Source organism: Jannaschia seosinensis (assembly GCF_001408515.1).
GTDB lineage: Bacteria > Pseudomonadota > Alphaproteobacteria > Rhodobacterales > Rhodobacteraceae > Jannaschia > Jannaschia seosinensis.
In genome coordinates this window covers 1-17798 of record NZ_CYPR01000010.1, presented here as the reverse complement: position 1 = coordinate 17798, position 17798 = coordinate 1, and the positions used below count along the sequence as shown (strand labels likewise).

At 65.7% G+C, this 17798-nt stretch carries 17 protein-coding genes; 7 read left to right on the top strand and 10 right to left on the bottom strand.

The annotated features are described in order from the left end of the window. Positions 1 to 16: 16 nt before the first annotated feature. Genes JSE7799_RS00910 through JSE7799_RS00900 form a run of 3 tightly spaced genes read right to left on the bottom strand, consistent with a single transcriptional unit; the run spans position 17 to position 3476 of the window. Positions 17 to 340, bottom strand: coding sequence for a hypothetical protein (locus JSE7799_RS00910; RefSeq protein WP_055661918.1), 324 nt, complete (start codon positions 338 to 340; stop codon positions 17 to 19). Beyond that, positions 337 to 2820, bottom strand: coding sequence for a cytochrome c oxidase subunit I (gene ctaD, locus JSE7799_RS00905; protein ID WP_055661917.1), 2484 nt, complete (start codon positions 2818 to 2820; stop codon positions 337 to 339). The genes JSE7799_RS00910 and ctaD overlap by 4 nt, the downstream gene beginning before the upstream one ends. Further along, positions 2817 to 3476, bottom strand: a complete 660-nt coding sequence (locus JSE7799_RS00900) for a cytochrome c oxidase subunit II (RefSeq protein ID WP_055661916.1) — start codon at positions 3474 to 3476, stop codon at positions 2817 to 2819. Before JSE7799_RS00900 ends, ctaD begins: the two co-directional genes overlap by 4 nt. A gap of 27 nt (positions 3477 to 3503) precedes the next feature. On the opposite strand from JSE7799_RS00900, the gene JSE7799_RS00895 reads away from it, so the two are divergent. Next, a complete protein-coding gene (locus JSE7799_RS00895) occupies positions 3504 to 4019 on the top strand; it encodes a DUF2231 domain-containing protein (protein WP_055661915.1) in 516 nt (171 codons plus the stop codon). Here the strand turns inward: JSE7799_RS00895 and JSE7799_RS00890 are convergent. The 3 genes from JSE7799_RS00890 to acnA all read right to left on the bottom strand — a co-directional run bounded on the left by JSE7799_RS00890 (position 3989) and on the right by acnA (position 8583). Continuing rightward, entirely contained in the window at positions 3989 to 4501 is a 513-nt protein-coding gene (locus JSE7799_RS00890; RefSeq protein WP_055661914.1) for a CopD family protein, read from the bottom strand. The two genes, JSE7799_RS00895 and JSE7799_RS00890, sit on opposite strands and share 31 nt — an antisense overlap. Beyond that, positions 4498 to 5196, bottom strand: a complete 699-nt coding sequence (locus JSE7799_RS00885) for a cytochrome c oxidase assembly protein (protein WP_055661913.1) — start codon at positions 5194 to 5196, stop codon at positions 4498 to 4500. Before JSE7799_RS00885 ends, JSE7799_RS00890 begins: the two co-directional genes overlap by 4 nt. Before the next feature lie 594 nt (positions 5197 to 5790). Next, the gene (gene acnA / locus JSE7799_RS00880; RefSeq protein ID WP_055661912.1) at positions 5791 to 8583 is read right to left on the bottom strand and encodes an aconitate hydratase AcnA; all 2793 of its coding nucleotides are present in this window, start codon (positions 8581 to 8583) and stop codon (positions 5791 to 5793) included. 188 nt (positions 8584 to 8771) lie between these two features. Here acnA and ccmA point away from each other — a divergent pair, with 188 nt between their 5' ends. The 5 genes from ccmA (at position 8772) to JSE7799_RS00860 (ending at position 11526) form a co-directional block, all read left to right on the top strand. Next, positions 8772 to 9389: a heme ABC exporter ATP-binding protein CcmA gene (gene ccmA, locus JSE7799_RS00875; RefSeq protein ID WP_055661911.1), complete on the top strand. Its 618-nt coding sequence runs from the start codon at positions 8772 to 8774 to the stop codon at positions 9387 to 9389. Then, positions 9386 to 10042 (top strand): heme exporter protein CcmB, encoded by a 657-nt coding sequence (gene ccmB / locus JSE7799_RS00870; protein ID WP_055661910.1) that lies wholly within the window; start codon positions 9386 to 9388, stop codon positions 10040 to 10042. Before ccmA ends, ccmB begins: the two co-directional genes overlap by 4 nt. A gap of 85 nt (positions 10043 to 10127) precedes the next feature. Further along, complete coding sequence (gene ccmC, locus JSE7799_RS00865; protein ID WP_055661909.1) at positions 10128 to 10868, top strand: heme ABC transporter permease CcmC; 741 nt, start codon at positions 10128 to 10130, stop codon at positions 10866 to 10868. Further along, positions 10865 to 11002, top strand: coding sequence for a heme exporter protein CcmD (ccmD, locus tag JSE7799_RS19390; RefSeq protein WP_083480123.1), 138 nt, complete (start codon positions 10865 to 10867; stop codon positions 11000 to 11002). Before ccmC ends, ccmD begins: the two co-directional genes overlap by 4 nt. Then, positions 10999 to 11526, top strand: coding sequence for a DsbE family thiol:disulfide interchange protein (locus JSE7799_RS00860; RefSeq protein WP_055661908.1), 528 nt, complete (start codon positions 10999 to 11001; stop codon positions 11524 to 11526). The genes ccmD and JSE7799_RS00860 overlap by 4 nt, the downstream gene beginning before the upstream one ends. 3 nt (positions 11527 to 11529) lie before the next feature. On the opposite strand, the gene galE is transcribed toward JSE7799_RS00860, so the two are convergent. Continuing rightward, on the bottom strand, positions 11530 to 12546 hold the full coding sequence (galE, locus tag JSE7799_RS00855) for a UDP-glucose 4-epimerase GalE (RefSeq protein ID WP_055661907.1): 1017 nt from the start codon (positions 12544 to 12546) through the stop codon (positions 11530 to 11532). Positions 12547 to 12696: 150 nt separating this feature from the next. Further along, complete coding sequence (locus tag JSE7799_RS00850; protein ID WP_055661906.1) at positions 12697 to 13197, bottom strand: abortive infection family protein; 501 nt, start codon at positions 13195 to 13197, stop codon at positions 12697 to 12699. A gap of 519 nt (positions 13198 to 13716) precedes the next feature. On the opposite strand from JSE7799_RS00850, the gene parE reads away from it, so the two are divergent. Beyond that, positions 13717 to 15678 (top strand): DNA topoisomerase IV subunit B, encoded by a 1962-nt coding sequence (gene parE / locus JSE7799_RS00840; protein ID WP_055661904.1) that lies wholly within the window; start codon positions 13717 to 13719, stop codon positions 15676 to 15678. On the opposite strand, the gene JSE7799_RS20785 is transcribed toward parE, so the two are convergent. Then, the gene (locus JSE7799_RS20785; protein WP_055661903.1) at positions 15675 to 16097 is read right to left on the bottom strand and encodes a BRCT domain-containing protein; all 423 of its coding nucleotides are present in this window, start codon (positions 16095 to 16097) and stop codon (positions 15675 to 15677) included. The two genes, parE and JSE7799_RS20785, sit on opposite strands and share 4 nt — an antisense overlap. Before the next feature lie 257 nt (positions 16098 to 16354). Then, positions 16355 to 17798, bottom strand: a 1444-nt coding sequence (gene tnpC, locus JSE7799_RS00830; RefSeq protein WP_055661902.1) for an IS66 family transposase, incomplete at its 5' end; no start/stop codon positions are given.

Below are 17798 nucleotides of genomic sequence, written 5' to 3'. Positions count from 1 at the left end.
GTTCCACCGAAAACGATCAGCTGCAGCTTGAAAGGATGGCCACCGGATGCAGCGTCCAGATCGCGGCGACCAGCCCGACCCAACCCAGCGTGACGCTGACCCGCCGCACGAAAAGGCTACCGGACCCGAACCGGTCGGAGCATAGCGCCAGCAGCAGCCCGATCTGAATTAGGACGGTCGCCCCCCAAGACGCCAGCAGCGCAACCCGGAACAGCGACAGCGACAAGACCGTGATTTCGCTCCAGCCATACGCACAGCCGACCCCGTGCAGGCCGTAAATCCCGCTGAAGGCGGCGAGCCAGACCAGCGGCGCGATCAGGATGCGGAGCAGATCGATCATCCCAGCATTCCCGGCAAATGCGCGACGACGAGGCTCAGCACCACGATCACGGTCAGGTAGTCGGCCCATAGCCCCACGATGGGGAACTCCGCCCGACGGCGCGGCGAGGTGTAGCCACGCCGGATGCGCGCGATCAGGAAGACCTGCATCAGCCCTGTCAGCAGCGCGTGGAACAGCGCATAGCCGGCGAGCACGAGGAGCGTGGCGCCATAGGCATGCCCCCCCGGCGCCGGCACCCGAAGCATGAGCGTCGACAATGCCGCCGCGGCGACGACGGTGCCCGCCAATCCGATCAGAAGGCCGGAGCTTCCCGCGCCGCCAGTCCGGTTGCCGCGCGCCGCTACTCGCGTGCCGACGGATCCGGCAACCACGCCGCCGACGCCAAGGCCCAGTTCGAGGAGCGACGGCTCCAGCCATTCCGGCGGAGGCCAGGCGGGCGCGACGGTCCACAGGAAGGCATAGCCGAAGATGAGCGATCCGAAGAACGTGGCGTTCGCCGCCAGCAGGAATGCCGTTCCCCACCAGCCGGGCGACCGATCGGTCTCGCCCGATGGCGGCAGGCTCAGACCGCGGCCGACATCCTGCGGCCCGAGATCGCTCTGTCGCCCTTGGCTCCAGACCCACCACCAGCCGAGCGCGGCAACCCCGAAAACCGCGATCGGGGTCAGCCAGTAGACCTTGATCAGCAGCGACAGGAAGAAGAGCCCCGTAACGGCGGCAAGCGCGATCGGCAGGCGCGTGTTCGTCGGATAGATCACGAGGTAATCCGGCCGCCCGCTGGCCGCCTCGACCGTAAGGGTTTCGCGCCATGTGACGAAGGGATCGCCCAGATACCCCTCGCCCTTGGCAAGGCGCACGGGCAGATCGGGGTCGCCGGCAAGGGGCTCGCGCTTGTCGACATGGGGCAGGCTTGCGAAGTTGTAGGCGGGCGGCGGGTTCATCGTCACCCACTCGAGGCTGCCCGCGTGCCACGGATTACGCTCGCCCCGCACCGCAACAACCCAATGCAGCAGAACGTCGATCAGCACCATCGCCAGCCCGATCGCCATGATGAAGCCACTGACCGACGAGACGAAGTTGATCGCGGTCCAGCCCGCATCGGCGTCGTAGGTCTCGATCCGCCGCCGCTGCCCCAGAAGCCCGACCCAGTGCATGGCGAGAAACGTCCCGTGGAAGCCCACGAAGATCAGGGCAAACGCCCATTCGCCCAGACGGAAGAACCGTTTGCGTCCGGTGAAAAGCGGCAGCCAATAATAAATCCCCGCCAGGATCGGAAAGACGAACCCGCCGAAAAGCACGTAATGCAGGTGCGCGGTGACGAAGGCCGTGTCGTGCGCCTGCCAGTCGAAGGGCACGATCGCGACCATGACACCGGTCAACCCGCCCATCACGAAGGTGACGAAGAAGCCGAGGATGTGGAGCATCGGCAGGCGGAGCTGCGGCTGGCCCTTCCACATCGTGCCGATCCAGGCAAAGACCTGCACCCCCGTCGGCACCGCCACGAGCGTCGAGGCGGCCGAGAAGAATGCGAGCCCCATATGCGGGATGCCCGTGGTGAACATGTGGTGGACCCAGAGCCCGAAGCTCAGGAAGGCCAGCGCCACCGCCGCCGCAACGACCCATCCATATCCGAGAAGCGTCGTGCGGCACATCACGGGCAACACGGTCGAGATCACACCCGCCGCCGGCAGGAAGATGATGTAGACCTCCGGATGCCCGAAGAGCCAGAACAGGTGCTGCCAGAGCAGGCTGTCGCCGCCGAGGTCGGCCTGAAAGAACGGCAGCCCGAATGCCCGCTCCACCTCCAGCAGGACGGACCCGAGGATTAGCGGCGGAAATCCCGTGAGGATCATCAGCGACGTGACGAGCGCGTACCAAGCGAAGATCGGCATCTTGTCGAGCGACATGCCGGGCGCCCGGTAGCGCAGGATCGAGACGCAGAACTCGACCGCGGCGCAAATTGCCGAGATCTCGACGAAGGTGATCCCGATGAGCCAGAAATCCGTGTTGATCCCGGGCGAATAGAGTGGCCCGGTCAGTGGCGGGTACATGAACCAGCCGCCATCGGGCGCGATGCCGAACAGCAGCGAGAACAGCATCATTCCCCCGCCGAAGAAGTAGCACCAGTAGCCGTAGGACGTCAGTCGCGGGAAGGCGAGGTCGCGCGTCCCCAGCATCTTGGGCAGCAGGTAGATCGCCAGCCCCTCGAAGGTGGGGATCGCGAACAGAAACATCATGATGGTCCCGTGCATCGTGAAGAGCTGGTTATAAACCTCCGGCCCCACGAAGGCGGAATCCGGCGTCGCAAGCTGTGCCCGGATCAGCATTGCGAGGACGCCGCCGACCAGAAAGAAGAAGAACGACGTCGCCAGGAACATCCGCCCCACATCGGTGTGGTTCACCGTGCTGAACCAGCCCCTCCACCCCGGCTCGGACGCCCAGACCCTCGTCAGCTTCCGGTGACGTCGAAGCGCGTTCATTCCGTCTCTCCCCGCAGAAAGGCCTGCCAGCCTGCCGCGTCGTGCGCCACGACCACAAAACGGTGCCGGGCGTAGCCTTCGCCGTTATATTCGGCCGTCAGCCCCCCATAGGTGCCCGGATGGTCCGCCTCGATCCGCAGGACATTGACGTGACCGGGAATGGCGTCGAGCTTGCCCGCAAGGCGCGGCACCCAGAAGCTGTGGACCACATCGGCGCTCGTGATCGCCACATCCACCGGGCGACCGGCGGGAATATGCAGCACGTCTTCGGTCACCCGGCCGGGCGCTGCGTCGTAGCCGAAGCTCCAGCTCCACCGCCGCGCCTCGGCCCGCACGCCGACTGTATCCGCCGCGGGACGGGGCATCAGACGTTCGCCCGCCATCAGGCCGGAGGCGAGCAGCGCGGCGAGGATCGCCATCGAGAAGCCCAGACCCAGACCGACGATCCAGACCCGCTCATGCCAGCGATCGTCCCGCGTCTGCCGCCCCCGCCGAAACGCGGCCGCGAGCAAACCGGCGACGAGTCCGAAGATCAGCACCGCCCCAACCAGCATCACCCACCACAGCGTGGCGATGGTGCGCGCCGCGGGTCCTGCCGGATCGACGGTCGAGAGCGGTCCATCGCAACCCGCAAGCGCGAGCGGCGTTGCTCCCATGAGGATGAGTTTCAGGAGATTCCACCCATGGCAGAGGAACCGATCAAGGGAGAGGACGAGCAGCTGATCGACCCGATCGCGAACCGGCCTGGCTACGAGGAGACAGAGTCGCAGATTGCGATCCTCGGCCACCCGATCCACGCGATGAGCGTTTCCTTCCCGGTGGCGCTGACATTCTGCGTGTTCGGCGCCGATCTGCTCTACTGGTGGACCGGCGAGACGTTCTGGGCCCGCGCCGGCATCTGGGCCGCGGGAACGGGTTTCCTGTTCGGCATGCTCGCGGGATTCTCCGGCACGGCCGAGATCCTTCTGGTCAGCGGCATCCGCGCACGGGCCGCGGCCTGGACGCATTTCATCATCGCGGTGACACTGCTCGCGCTGCTCGGCGCGAATTGGGGCCACAGGCTCTATGGCTACGAGACGGCAGTGCTGCCCTACGGCATCCTGCTGTCGGGCCTCTGCGTGATCATGGTGTCGTTCACTGGCTGGCATGGTGGCAAACTCGTCTTCGACTATCGTCTTGGGACATCGAAGGGAAACTGACCTCCGTACGGCTCGAGGAGCCATTGCGGAAACGAGACCCAACCGAGATCCGGCTTGCCCAGAACCAGCACGAGGATGCCAAGAACCGGAACCAGAATGGCGGCCACGGGCAGGTAAGGGGCCGGCGGACGGCTGCGCCCCGGCGTCTCCGCCACGTCGACCAGGATGTGACCGACCCAGGCATGCGCCGCCACCAAGAGCGCCACGAAGACAAGCTTGGCATAAAGCCACGGGACGAATGCCTCCCGCATGAAGATCAGCCATGTCCCCGCGATCACGGCGATCACCGCGGCGGGCGTGACGCAGACCGTATAGGTCAGATGCGTCGCGCGGCGGATGCGGCGGTAATCGTCCTGCGTTATCGCGGGATCGTGCCGCGTCAGCATGAGCGGCAACGCAAGGAGGCCGCCGCACCAGATCGAGAGCGCGGCGATATGGACCCCCTTGAACAGCGGAACGGTTCCGAGAATCCAGTCGATCACGCGTTCTGGCCCTGCAAACCGGCCCAACCGCGCCGCGCGACCACCGCGCCGGCCACCGCGTAGGGCAGACCGGCCGGCACCCACATCAACAGCCCGCCAAGCTGCTGATCCCCCAGCGGCGTCAGGCCCCAGGCGAACGGCCCCACCGCATGTGCGGCATAAAGCGCCTCGGGGGCAAAGGTCAGGATCGCGCCCAGCATCCCCATCTGCGCGAAGCCTGCGACGATGAACACCAACCCGTCCACCGGCGATCGCGCGGCTGCGAAGACATCGCGCCAGAACCAGGTCGCTGTGGCGAGCAGCGTGACCTGCATCGTCCAGTAGACGCCGAAATGCGACAGCGCCAGATCGTACGCCGCCGGCACGTGCCACGCCCAGAGGACGGCCGAAGAGACTGCGAAGGACAATGCCGGGCTCCGGGCCTCACGCGCCGGAAGGGACCAAGCCAGAAGCGGTGCCGCGACCGCGATCAGCAGGACATGATGAACCACCCGCGCGGAGAACAGCGCCGATGACAGCGCGCAGAGCGGCGACACGAAGACGACGGCCAGAACGGCTATTGCCGCCGCACCCGGTCGATTCCGCCCCACGATCAGAGCGAAGAGCGCCAGAGCCGCAAGAAGATACGGATCGAAGTTCCACCGCATCCAGATCGCGTCGGGGACCGGCGGCGGACCGCAGTATATGCCTTCCACGATCTTCCCCTCCTCCCCCGTTGGACCTTGATGCCCACGGTCTCGCCCCGCGGCCCGAAGCCCGGCTTCACTGACACAACTGATCGACCGCCGTTGCCGGTTCCCCCATCCGTCGCATCCGTAACGATAGACAACCTGCGCCAACAACGTCGCGATGGATTCGGCCCATCACGCAGGACCTCCACATCTGCCCAGCGGATCCGCAAGAACGAACCGAGGCCGCGCCCGCGTTGGTTCATCGTTTCGCTCAGCCGGAGAGGCGAACCGCCGGATTGCCCCTAGCGCGCTAACGGACAGGCTTGGCAACAGGACTTCTGCAGAGCGCTGCCATCTGCATGCCCACCCAGATTGCCCGGCAATGACCGCGAAGGTCGGCAAGCGCTTGCGAATGAGACAGCCACCATGCATCACGCCCTGCCGAAAATGAACCGCACGGCGGGTCCAACCCACGTGACGCCCCCGACGCGTGTAGCCGTCGTCGCCACGGTCTGCGCCACCCCGACTCCGCACTGGTGACCGCCCCATTCGAAAACGCCTACACCAGACGTAAAACGGGGCCCCACAGGGCCCCGTCGATCACGCTGTTCGCGTGGATCACTCCGCCGCGACGGGCGCCTGCGCGAGATTACGCAACACGTAGTGAAGTACGCCGCCGTTCTTGATGTAGTCGATCTCGACCTCGGTATCGATGCGGCAACGCAGAGTGATCTGCTTTTCGGACCCGTCGGCCATCTTGATCGTGGCCGGCACCTCCTGCAGCGGACGCACGTCGGCGAGGCCCTCGATCGTGACCTCCTCGTCGCCCGTCAGCCCGAGGCTCCGGCGGGAATCGCCGCCCGTGAACTCGAACGGAATGACGCCCATGCCGACGAGGTTGGAGCGGTGGATACGCTCGAAGCTCTCGGCGATCACGGCCTTCACGCCCAGCAGCGCCGTGCCCTTGGCCGCCCAGTCGCGCGACGACCCGGCACCATATTGTTCGCCGCCAATCACCACGAGGGGCACGCCACGCTCCTGCCAAGCCATCGCGGCATCGTAGATCGACGTCTGTTCACCGTCGGGCCCCTTGGTGTAGCCGCCCTCCACGCCATCCAGCATCTCGTTCCGGATGCGAATGTTGGCGAAGGTGCCGCGCATCATGATCTCGTGGTTGCCCCGGCGCGAGCCGTAGGAGTTGAACTCCCGCGGCGGGACCTGACGATCCACGAGGTACTTGCCTGCGGGCGACGTCTCCTTGAACGAACCGGCCGGGGAGATGTGGTCCGTCGTGATCATGTCGCCCAGCATCGCCAGCACGCGGGCGCCGCGTACGTCCTCGATGGCACCCGGGTTCGGGTCCATGTTCTGGAAGTAAGGCGGATTCTGGACGTAGGTCGATGCCGGCGGCCAGTCATAGGTCTCCTGCTGAGGCACCTCGACCGCCTGCCACTTGTCATCGCCCTTAAAGACGTCGGCGTACTTCTCCTGGAACGCCGCGCGGGTGACGGTCCGCTCGACGAGTTCGGCCACCTCCTGCTGCGAGGGCCAGATGTCCTTGAGGAAGACGTCGTTGCCGTTCTTGTCCTGACCCAGCGACTCCTTCGAGATGTCCACGTTCATGTCGCCGACCAGCGCATAGGCCACCACGAGCGGCGGCGAGGCGAGGTAGTTGGCACGTACGTCGGGCGAGATCCGGCCTTCGAAGTTGCGGTTGCCCGACAGGACCGACGTGGCGATCAGGTCGTTGTCGTTGATCGCCTTTGAGATCTCCGGCTCGAGCGGGCCGGAATTGCCGATGCAGGTCGTGCAGCCATAGCCGACGAGGTTGAACCCGATCGCGTCGAGATCCTTTTGCAGGCCGGCGGCTTCGAGGTAATGGGACACGACCTGGCTGCCGGGGGCGAGGGACGTCTTGACCCACGGCTTGCGGTTGAGGCCGAGCTCGCGCGCCTTGCGCGCCACGAGACCCGCGCCGATCATCACGTAGGGGTTCGAGGTGTTCGTGCAGGACGTGATCGAGGCGATCACGATCGAGCCGTCATGCATCTGCGACCGATCCGCCTGGCCGCCATGTACGAAGCCGCGGGCATGATGCCCCTCGTCGCCGGGGATGTCGAACGGCTCGGGCGCGCCGCCCTCGCCCTCCCAGCGCATCTCGGCGCGCGGCGTGGTGTCCTTGCCCTCACGCACGCCGCGGACGTACTTGCCGAACGCCTCGGCGGCGTCGGTCAGCGCGATGAAATCCTGCGGCCGCTTCGGGCCGGAGATCGCGGGCACGATCGTCCCCATGTCGAGGCTCAGCGTGTCGGTATAGACCGGCGCGTAATCGGCATCGCGCCACAGACCGTTGGCCTTGGCATAAGCCTCTACAAGCGCGATGCGCCCCTTGTCGCGGCCCGTCATCTCCAGATAGCGCAGCGTCTCCTGGTCGATGGGGAAGAAGCCGCAGGTCGCACCGTATTCGGGCGCCATATTGCCGATCGTGGCGCGGTCGGCGAGCGGCAGGTTGTCGAGGCCGTCGCCGTAGAACTCGACGAACTTGCCGACCACGCCCTTCTCGCGCAGCATCTCCACGACCTTCAGCACGAGGTCCGTGCCGGTCGTCCCCTCCATCATCTTGCCGGTCAGCTCGAAGCCCACGACCTCGGGGATCAGCATCGAGATCGGCTGGCCCAGCATCGCGGCCTCCGCCTCGATTCCGCCGACGCCCCAGCCAAGAACGGCCGCGCCGTTCACCATCGTCGTGTGGCTGTCGGTGCCGACCAGCGTGTCGGGATAGGCGACCTCCTCACCGTTCTGATCCTGATCCGTCCAGACGGTCTGGGAGAGATATTCGAGGTTCACCTGGTGGCAGATGCCGGTTCCCGGCGGCACGACGCGGAAGTTGTCGAACGCGGTCTGTCCCCATTTCAGGAACTGGTAACGCTCCATGTTGCGCTCGTATTCGCGGTCGACATTGACCTGAAAGGCCCGGGGATTGCCGAATTCGTCGATCATGACCGAGTGGTCAATGACGAGGTCCACGGGGTTGAGCGGGTTGATCTTCTGCGCGTCGCCGCCCAGCGCCTTGATCCCGTCGCGCATCGCCGCGAGGTCCACGACCGCGGGCACGCCGGTGAAGTCCTGCATCAGCACGCGGGCCGGGCGGTAGGCGATCTCGATCGGGTTCTTGCCGCCCTGCTCCGCCCACTTCGCGAAGGCCTTAACGTCGTCGGTCGAAACCGTGCGGCCGTCATCCTCGAAGCGCAGCATGTTCTCCAGCACGACCTTCAGCGCGGCGGGCAGCTTGGAAAAGTCGCCCAGCCCGGCCTCGGTCGCGGCGGCGATGGAGTAATAGCTCACGGATTGCGCGCCCGCACTCAGCGTGCGGCGCGTCTTGGCGGTGTCGGTTCCGACCTGAATCGTCATTGGCTTCCTCCGGGATGGGGATGGCAGGGGTTGAGCGTCATGTGCCCCACCGCCCGGTTCTGATCAAGAGGCGGCCGCATACCATCGCATACAAAACGTCATCGACGGCCGCGCATGACGGCCCTCCCGGTTGAATGCGGGGGAGGCCGCTCTGTTCCCGGCGGGCGAACCGCGATAGGTGCGCCCTTATGACCCTGAGCGTCACCAATCTCTCCTGCCGCCGTGGCGAGGCGGTCGTTCTGCGGGGCGTGAGGCTCTCCGTCGCGCGGGGGGCCGCGCTGGTGCTGCGGGGGCCGAACGGGGCCGGAAAGACGACGCTTCTGCGAACGCTCGCGGGCCTGACGCCGCCCGTCTCCGGCGATGTCGCGCCCGAGCGTTGCGCCTATGCCGGCCATGCGGACGGACTGAAGGCACAGCTCACCGTCGGCGAAGCGCTGCGGTTCTGGGCGGCAATTTTCGGCGGCGCGGATGTTGGCCCGGCGGTGCGGGCCTTTGATCTGGAGCCGCTCCTCGACCGGCGCGCGGCAGAACTGTCCGCCGGACAGAAACGGCGCGCGGGCCTTGCGCGGCTGGTGCTTACGGGGCGGCCGGTCTGGCTCCTCGACGAGCCGACGGTCTCTCTCGACACGGACAACGTGACGCGCTTCGCCGCGGCGATCCGGGCGCATCTGGCAGGCGGAGGAAGTGCGATTATCGCCACCCATGTCGATCTGGGCCTGACCGACGCGACGACGCTGGATGTCGGGCAGTTTGCCGCGGGGACCGCGACGATGCAGGATGATCCCTTCGCCGAGGCCGTCGAATGATCGCGCTCATCCTCCGCGACCTCCGTCTCGCGATCCGGGCCGGGGGCGGCTTCGGGCAGGGTCTCGCGTTCCTGCTGATCCTCGCCACGCTGATCCCGCTGGCTGTCGGGCCGCGCGCGGACCTGCTCGCCCCCGTCGCGCCGGGTGTGCTCTGGCTCGGAGCGCTGCTGGCGAGCCTCCTGTCGCTCGACCGCGTCTTCGCGCTCGACCTCGAGGACGGCTCGCTCGACCTGCTCGCCACCTCCCCGGTCCCGGCCGAGGGCGTGGCGCTCGCCAAGGCCGCCGCGCATTGGCTGACGACCGGCCTGCCCCTGACGCTCGCCGCGCCCGCGCTCGGGCCGCTCCTGTCCCTGCCGGCCTCCGCCCTGCCCTGGCTGGCGCTGTCGCTGCTTCTGGGCACGCCAGCGCTTTCCTTCATCGGAACCTTCGGCGCGGGTCTGACGGTCGGACTGAAGCGCGGTTCGCTGCTTTTGTCGCTGCTGGTTCTGCCGCTCTACATCCCGACGCTCGTCTTCGGGGCCGAACTGGCGCGGCGGGGCGCGACGGGCCTGCCCCTCCTCACGCCGCTGGCGCTGAGCGGAGGCATTACCCTCGGCTGCATCGCGGTGCTTCCCTTCGCCACGGCGGCGGTGCTGCGCGTCAACCTGCGATGAGCGCGACCACCCGCCGCGCGCGCGCCAGCGCAAGACGACCCGCCCGCATCTTGCAGCATGCGATCCGCAGACATAGGACGATGCCATGACAGCCCGCCGCTCCATCTGGGATCTCGCCAATCCGCGCCGCTTCATGGGCTGGTCCGGCGCAGCGTTGCCCTGGGCCTGGACGCTGGCCACCCTGCTGAGCGCGACCGGCCTGACCTGGGGTCTGTTCTTCACGCCCGAGGATTTCCGCATGGGGCACTCGGTCAAGATCATCTACGTCCACGTCCCGTCCGCCTTCCTCGCGATCAATGCCTGGATGATGATGCTGGTGGCCTCCCTGATCTGGCTGGTCCGGCGCCACCACGTCTCGGCGCTCGCCGCCCGCGCGGCCGCACCGGTGGGTCTCGTGATGACGGCCGTGGCGCTGGCCACGGGCGCAATCTGGGGCAAACCGATGTGGGGCACCTACTGGGCCTTCGACCCGCGCCTGACATCGTTCCTGATCCTGTTCCTGTTCTATCTGGGCTATGTCGCGCTCTGGCAGGCGATCGAGAACCCGGACGCCGCCGCCGACCTGACGTCGATCCTCTGCCTCGTCGGGTCAGTCTTCGCGCTCCTGTCGCGCTACGCCGCGCAGTTCTGGAGCCAAGGTCTGCATCAGGGCGCGTCGCTGTCGCTCGATGCGCAGGAGAATATCTCGGACGTCTTCTGGTTCCCGCTCGTGCTGACGATGGCGGGATTCGTCGCCCTCTTCGTGGCGCTAGTGCTCCTACGCACCCGCACGCATATCCGCCGCCGCCGGCTCCATTCCCTCTCGCTCAAGGCCCGCCTCGCATGATCGATTTCGGACGCTACGCCTTCGACATCTGGCTCTCCTACGGACTGTCCGCCACGCTCATCGGCGGGCTTGTCATCTGGTCCCTGGCCGAGGCGCGCACGATGCGCCGCCGCCTGCGGGAGCGTGAGGAATGAGGTGGCTCGCCCTCATCCCCGTCGCCCTCTTCGCCGCGCTCGCGGGCTTCTTCCTGTCCGGCCTCGCGCGGGAGGATCCGGACACGCTTCCCTCCTCCCGGATCGGGCAGGCCGCGCCGCCGCTTTCGACCGTCGCCCTCCCCGGCCGGACGGAACTGACCGACGCGATGCTGACCGACGGTGACGTCAAGGTCGTCAACTTCTGGGCAAGCTGGTGCGTCCCCTGCCGCGCGGAACACCCTCAGTTGAAGACGCTGGCCGAAACCGTTCCGGTCTACGGCGTTAACTACAAGGACAAGCCCGCCGCCGCCGATCGCTTTCTCGACGAGCTGGGCGACCCGTTCGCCGCGATTGGTGCCGATACCGAGGCGCGGACCGGGATCGATTGGGGCGTCTATGGCCTGCCGGAAACGTTCATCCTCGCCGGCGACGGCACGATCACCTACCGGTTCGTCGGACCGATCACATCGTCGGTGCTGGAGGAGCAGATCCTGCCCGAGATCGCGGCGGCACGCGGCGGGTAACCGTCAGGAATTGAACCGCCAGCCCGCCGCCTGGGCCTGTACCCAGTTCCAGCTCGACGCGCACATCTCGCTGAGCCCCAGTTCCGCCGAAAAGCCGAGCACATCCCGCGCCCGCGCCGGATCGGCATAAAGGCGCGGCACGTCGCCCGGCCGCCGATCCACGATCCGGTAAGGGAGATCCCGCCCTACGGCCGCCTGATATGCGGCATGCATCTCCAGCACCGAAACCGGCCGGCCCGTCCCGACATTGAGCACGTGCCCCCGCCCCGCCATCAGCGCCTCCAGCGACAGGACATGCGCCCGCGCGAGGTCCATGACGTGGATGTAATCGCGCCAGCACGTCCCGTCCGGCGTGTCGTAATCGTCCCCGAAGACCTGCAATTCGGATATCTCGCCCAACGCCACCTTGGCGATGAACGGCATCAGATTGTCGGGAATGCCGCGCGGATCTTCCCCGATAAGGCCCGACGGATGCGCGCCCACCGGGTTGAAATACCGCAGCACGCCCACCGTGAATGGATCGGCCGCCGCCGCCTGTTCCAGCACCCGCTCCGCCGTCAGCTTGGTAAAGGCATAGGGCGACGTATGCGACAGCGGCAGATTTTCGGTCAGGGGAAACACCTCCGGCTCCCCGTAAACCGTCGCTGTGGATGAGAACACGATCCGCCAGACAGCCGCCGCCCGCATCGCCTGTGCCAGCGTCACGAGGCCGGTGATGTTTGTCTCGAAATAATCGAGCGGTTTGGCCACGCTCTCCCCCACCGCTTTGCGGGCGGCGAAATGCACTACACCGTCGAAGGACTTCTCCGCGAACGTATGGTCAAGAAGCGCGCGGTCGAGCACCGAACCCTCCACCACATCCACCGGCCCCTGCGTAAGCCGCCCGAGCCGGTCGATCACGCTCGCATCGGCATTCGAGAAATCGTCGAGGATCGTGACGCCGTACCCTGCCTCGCGCAGCGCGACGAAGGTGTGGGAGCCGATATATCCGGCGCCGCCGGTCAGAAGAATTTGGGGCATGGGGTCAGGCTAAGCTCTCGATGAAATACGAGGCGTCTTTTAGGACATACGGCCGTCATAATGAAAGCGCCGCCGGATATCGGGCTAGGGCCGCGATCCACCCCCGCGCAGCCTAGGTTCGCTGGAAGTCGCGCCCTGCCCGTCAGCGGCTCAAATCTCCTCGCGTTTCGCCTGCCAAGTTTCGATTAGGAACAAAGCCATTGAACCTGCAAGATTCACCGCCAGAGTGGCGTGACGCGGCTCGAACGGAACGCGCGCGCGGCCCCCGCCATGCGCGTCGCCTCCCTTGTTGCGCAGCGATCCGATATTCTGAACGACACTCTGGCAGTTACCAAAAATGGCCCTGATTACATTCTCCTGATCTTGCGCCGGGGCGATGTTCAGCAGCTTCGCGGTCTCCGCATAAAGCTTCGGTATGTCCCACTTGATACGCCACCCTTCTTCACCGCCGTCGTCGATAATGTGTTTGCAGACCTCCTCCAGAAGTGTCGTCGCGGCCGTCACCGCACCGTCCGGGTCCGCTGCCCGCCGTTCCAGAGCCTTCGCCCAAAGCTTCTGCACCGCCGACACGTCATATCTGGAAAGGCCGGCGGCGATTGTCGCGTCCGCAGCACCTCCGCCCGCTCCAGAAAGGACAAGAACGGCTTGCACGGCTCCTCAACGTGATCGCGACGCAGGACCCATGCCCCTTCACCGCTTGCCACGTTGGACAGCGCCATCTTCAAGGAGTCCGCATCAGGAGAGTGACGGACGAATTCCGGCAGGTGCCGTTTGCTCGTCCCGTCTTGCATCAGCTTTACCCGAGCCAGCTTGTATTCCTGCTCCGAGCCACCTTTCGTCGTGAGATCGAGTATGTTGCGTCGCAAGAGTATCGCGCATTCGAACACGTCGTCAGGTATTTCCGGGGCGACAGCGTCACCTAAACACATCTACTTTCTCCAAACCATGGGCACGGCTCGCGACGGACAGTTGCGGCAGGTCACGCCCATCCGCGCCATCTTGTACGCAGAGATCGAAGTAGCCAATTAGACCCTGAGAGCCGGCATCGGCGCCACCCGCGCACTGGCCAGTCCACCCGATGGCGTTCGACAAACCCAGAAGCCCGCCGCCCTTTCCCCGCCCCCCCATCTCGCATACCCTGTGCCCAAACACACAAGATAGAGCAGTCCCATGGCCGACGACCTCCTCACCGGCGCCGACGAGCCGCAGACCTACGACGCAGCCTCTATCGAGGTTCTCGAAGGTCTCGAACCCGTCCGCAAACGCCCCGGCATGTATATCGGCGGCACCGACGAGCGGGCCCTGCATCACATGGTGGCCGAGGTTCTCGACAACTCCATGGACGAGGCCGTGGCGGGCCATGCCAACCGTATCGAGGTGGAGCTTCATGCCGACGGCTCCATCACGATCCGCGACAACGGCCGCGGGATCCCCGTCGACCCGCACCCGAAATTTCCCGACAAATCCGCGCTGGAGGTCATTCTCTGCACCCTCCATGCGGGCGGCAAATTTTCCGGCAAGGCCTACCAGACCTCCGGCGGCCTGCACGGTGTGGGCGCGTCGGTCGTCAACGCGTTGTCCGACTCCATGGTCGTGCAGGTCGCCCGCGAGCGGGAGCTGTGGGAGCAGCGCTTTTCCCGCGGCACCCCCCTCGGCCCCGTCGAGAAAATCGGCGCCGCCCCGAACCGCCGCGGCACCACCGTCACGTTCCACGCCGACCCCGACATCTTCGGCACGCAGCGCCTGAAGCCGGCGCGCCTGTTCCGATCGATCCGCTCCAAGGCGTACCTCTTCTCCGGCGTCGAAATCCGCTGGAAGTCCGAAATCGACGACGGCGAAACTCCGACCCAGGCGACGTTTCACTTCCCCGGCGGCCTGTCCGACTACCTGACCGAAACGCTGGCTGGCGCCTCGACCTATGCGGACACCGCCTTCGCCGGAACCGTTGATTTTCAGGAGAAGTTCGGCCAGCCTGGCAAGGTGGAATGGGCCATCAACTGGACCCCCGCGCGCGATGGCTTCATCCAGTCCTACTGCAATACCGTGCCCACCCCTGAAGGCGGCACCCACGTCGCGGGATTCTGGGCCGCGATCCTCAAGGGCATCAAGGCCTACGGCGAGCTGGCCAACAACAAGAAGGCCGCGCAAATCACCCGCGACGACCTGCTGTCCGGTGGCTGCGCCCTCGTCTCCTGCTTCATCGCGGAGCCCGCCTTCGTGGGCCAGACCAAGGACCGCCTGTCGAGCGAATCCGCCGCCAAGATGACCGAGGGCGCCGTGCGTGACCGGTTCGACACCTGGCTGGCCTCCGATACCAAATCGGCGGGCGCAATCCTCGACTTTCTCGTCCTGCGCGCCGAGGAACGCCTGCGCCGGCGGCAGGAAAAGGAAACCGCCCGCAAGAGCGCCACCAAAAAGCTACGCCTGCCCGGCAAACTGGTCGATTGCTCCGCCAGCACCCGCGAGGGCACCGAACTCTTCATCGTGGAGGGCGACTCGGCCGGCGGCTCGGCCAAGATGGCGCGCGACCGCAAGACCCAGGCGCTCCTGCCCCTGCGCGGCAAGATCCTCAACGTCCTCGGCGCCGCCTCCTCCAAACTCGGCTCCAACGCGGAGATTTCCGACCTGACGCAGGCGCTCGGCTGCGGGCTGGGCACGCGCTTCGTCCTCGACGACCTGCGCTACGACAAGATCATCATCATGACCGACGCCGACGTCGACGGGGCGCATATCGCGTCGCTGCTGATGACGTTCTTCTTTACTCAGATGCGGCCGATGATCGATACGGGCCACCTCTACCTCGCCTGCCCGCCCCTGTTCCGCCTGACCCAAGGCGCGAAGCGCGTCTACTGCCTCGACGAGGCCGAACGCGACCGCATGCTGGCGAAAGGCCTCGGCGGCAAGGGCAAGATCGACGTCAGCCGCTTCAAGGGACTGGGCGAGATGGACGCCAAGGACCTCAAGGAAACCACAATGGACCCTACCTCCCGCAGACTCATCCGCGTTACCGTGGACGAGGACGCTCCGGGCGAAACCGGCGATTTGGTGGAGCGCCTGATGGGCAAAAAGCCGGAAATGCGGTTTCAGTATATTTCGGAGAACGCCCGGTTCGTGGGGGAGCTGGATGTCTAAGACAGATCCAACGCTCTCGTGACATCAAATTCGGCGAGGATGAGCGGCTGCCCGGCATCTTGGTAATACTCTCTCGCCTTCTTGATCTTAAGCCCCTGATGAGTCTCGATCCAATCCCGAGAGGCTTCCAGCGCAACGATCAGATGCGTGGTCTTTCGCATAAATGTTTTAGAGATTTCCGCGCCTTTCGCCTTCAAAGCTTCCTCAATTTTCCGTCTCGGTTTGATCCGGAAATTTCCTGTCAGGACAAAACAGCACTCGGAGAGATCACTCGCAACATCTTCAAACGCTGCGTACCTGAATGTCGGCGTTGCACCGAGAGACGACAGGCCGGTGTCGGAGTAGCTATCTCCGACGACCTCGGTGATCACATCACAGATCGCGCTTGATTCATCGTCATCGACGATTCCGTCCTCCAATGCATCCCGCAAGGTCGTTTCAAGCGCTCCGACCGCTCGATCGGAGCAAAGGCCGTCTCGACTACTCACGAGATCGAGCGCGACAGACGCCTCCGCTGACGTAATTTTTCCGTCACAAGCTATCCCGGCACAAAAGCCATTGAATCTGTTGCGAGCACTTCTGTCGCACAAAGCGTCAATGCTGCCGACTCGATATTCAGAAATCGAAGCTACGGACTCAAAAACATCGTAAGCGGGAGCTGGGCCCCACATTGGTTTCAGCTTGACGGATTGAAGTTCCAGGGGAGGAGTTCGTCGATCCGGCTCTTGGGGTGCCCGTCCGCGATCGCCTCCAAGGTGGCCTTTAGATAGGCGAAGGGTTCGACGCCGTTGATCTTCGCGGTCTCGATGAGAGACGCGATGCGCCCCCAAGCCTTCCCACCTTCGTCGTGCCCGGCGAAGAGCGCGTTTTTCCTGTTCAGAGCGATCGGGCGGATGAGGTTTTCGACGCCGTTGGAGTCGATCTCGACGCGCCCATCCCGAAGGAAGGTCTGCAGTCCGTCCCAGTGGTAGTGGATGTAGGCGAGCTTCTCGCCGAGACGCGATTTGGCGGAGACACGCAGGCGCTGCTCTTGCAGCCATTCGCCAAAGGCGGCGACAAGCGGCGCCGTTCGTGTCTGCCGAGCCGAGAGCCGCTGACCGGGTCTCATGCCGCGGATCTCAGCCTCGACCTTGTAGAACTCGGCAATGCGGCGCAGGCCTTCGGCCGCGATCTCGGAGCCGTCGCGATCGAACACTTCCTTCAGCTTGCGCCGGGCGTGCGCCCAGCAATACGCCACGCGGATCGGCTCACCGCCTTTGCGGGAGGGGCGCGTCAGGCGGTTGTAGCCTGTGTATCCGTCGATCTGCAGGATGCCGTCGAAGCCGGTCAGGAACTTCTCCGCGTTCTCCCCGCCCCGGCCGGGGGCGTAGAAGTAGACCACGCCGGGTGGATCGTCGCCGTCCCACGCTCGATCATCCCGGGCCAGTGCCCAAAGGAAGCCGGTCTTGGTCCGGCCGCGCCCCGGGTCGAGGACGGGTGCGGTGGTCTCGTCCATGAACAGCTTGGTCGACGTCTTCAGGTGCTCTGCCAGGCAAGCCACCACCGGCCGCAGGTGGAATGCCGCGACGCCGACCCAGTCAGCCAACGTGCTGCGATGGATGTCGATGCCCGAGCGGCCGAGGATCTGGCTCTGGCGATATAGTGGAAGGTGATCCGCGTATTTGCTGACCAGGATATGGGCGATGAGCCCCTCGGTCGGCAGGCCGCTCTCGATCAGGGCGGCGGGTGCCGGGGCCTGACGCACGCCGTTGGTGCAGGCGCGGCAGGCGTATTTGGGACGGACGGTGACAAGCACGCGCAGCTGCGCGGGCACGATGTCGAGGCGTTCGGCGCGATCCTCGCGGATCTTGTGCATCTGCCCGCAGCCGCACGGGCACGCGAGGCTGTCGGGCTCGACCACCTGTTCGATGCGGGGCAGGTCCTCGGGCAGGTTGCCGCGGTTGCGCTTGGCCGAAGACGCCGTGCGACGGGACGTGCCGTCCGAAGGAGCCTGCGTCTCCTTTTGCGCATTGGCTTCGGCGACGGCCGTCTCGAGATCCTCGAAGGCCAGCTGCCGTTCATCTTCGCTGAGCTTCTCGGATCGCTTGCCATGGACGAGGTGGTTGAGCTCGGCCACCAGA

Bases quoted from the DNA above. Each gene is read 5' to 3' on its own strand.
- ccmD (WP_083480123.1), top strand. From the start codon at position 10,865: ATGATCGATTTCGGACGCTACGCCTTCGACATCTGGCTCTCCTACGGA.
- ccmB (WP_055661910.1), top strand. From the start codon at position 9,386: ATGATCGCGCTCATCCTCCGCGACCTCCGTCTCGCGATCCGGGCCGGG.
- ctaD (WP_055661917.1), bottom strand. From the start codon at position 2,820: ATGAACGCGCTTCGACGTCACCGGAAGCTGACGAGGGTCTGGGCGTCC.
- JSE7799_RS00860 (WP_055661908.1), top strand. From the start codon at position 10,999: ATGAGGTGGCTCGCCCTCATCCCCGTCGCCCTCTTCGCCGCGCTCGCG.
- JSE7799_RS00895 (WP_055661915.1), top strand. From the start codon at position 3,504: ATGGCAGAGGAACCGATCAAGGGAGAGGACGAGCAGCTGATCGACCCG.
- ccmC (WP_055661909.1), top strand. From the start codon at position 10,128: ATGACAGCCCGCCGCTCCATCTGGGATCTCGCCAATCCGCGCCGCTTC.
- galE (WP_055661907.1), bottom strand. From the start codon at position 12,546: ATGCCCCAAATTCTTCTGACCGGCGGCGCCGGATATATCGGCTCCCAC.
- ccmA (WP_055661911.1), top strand. From the start codon at position 8,772: ATGACCCTGAGCGTCACCAATCTCTCCTGCCGCCGTGGCGAGGCGGTC.
- parE (WP_055661904.1), top strand. From the start codon at position 13,717: ATGGCCGACGACCTCCTCACCGGCGCCGACGAGCCGCAGACCTACGAC.
- JSE7799_RS00910 (WP_055661918.1), bottom strand. From the start codon at position 340: ATGATCGATCTGCTCCGCATCCTGATCGCGCCGCTGGTCTGGCTCGCC.
- JSE7799_RS00900 (WP_055661916.1), bottom strand. From the start codon at position 3,476: ATGGGAGCAACGCCGCTCGCGCTTGCGGGTTGCGATGGACCGCTCTCG.
- acnA (WP_055661912.1), bottom strand. From the start codon at position 8,583: ATGACGATTCAGGTCGGAACCGACACCGCCAAGACGCGCCGCACGCTG.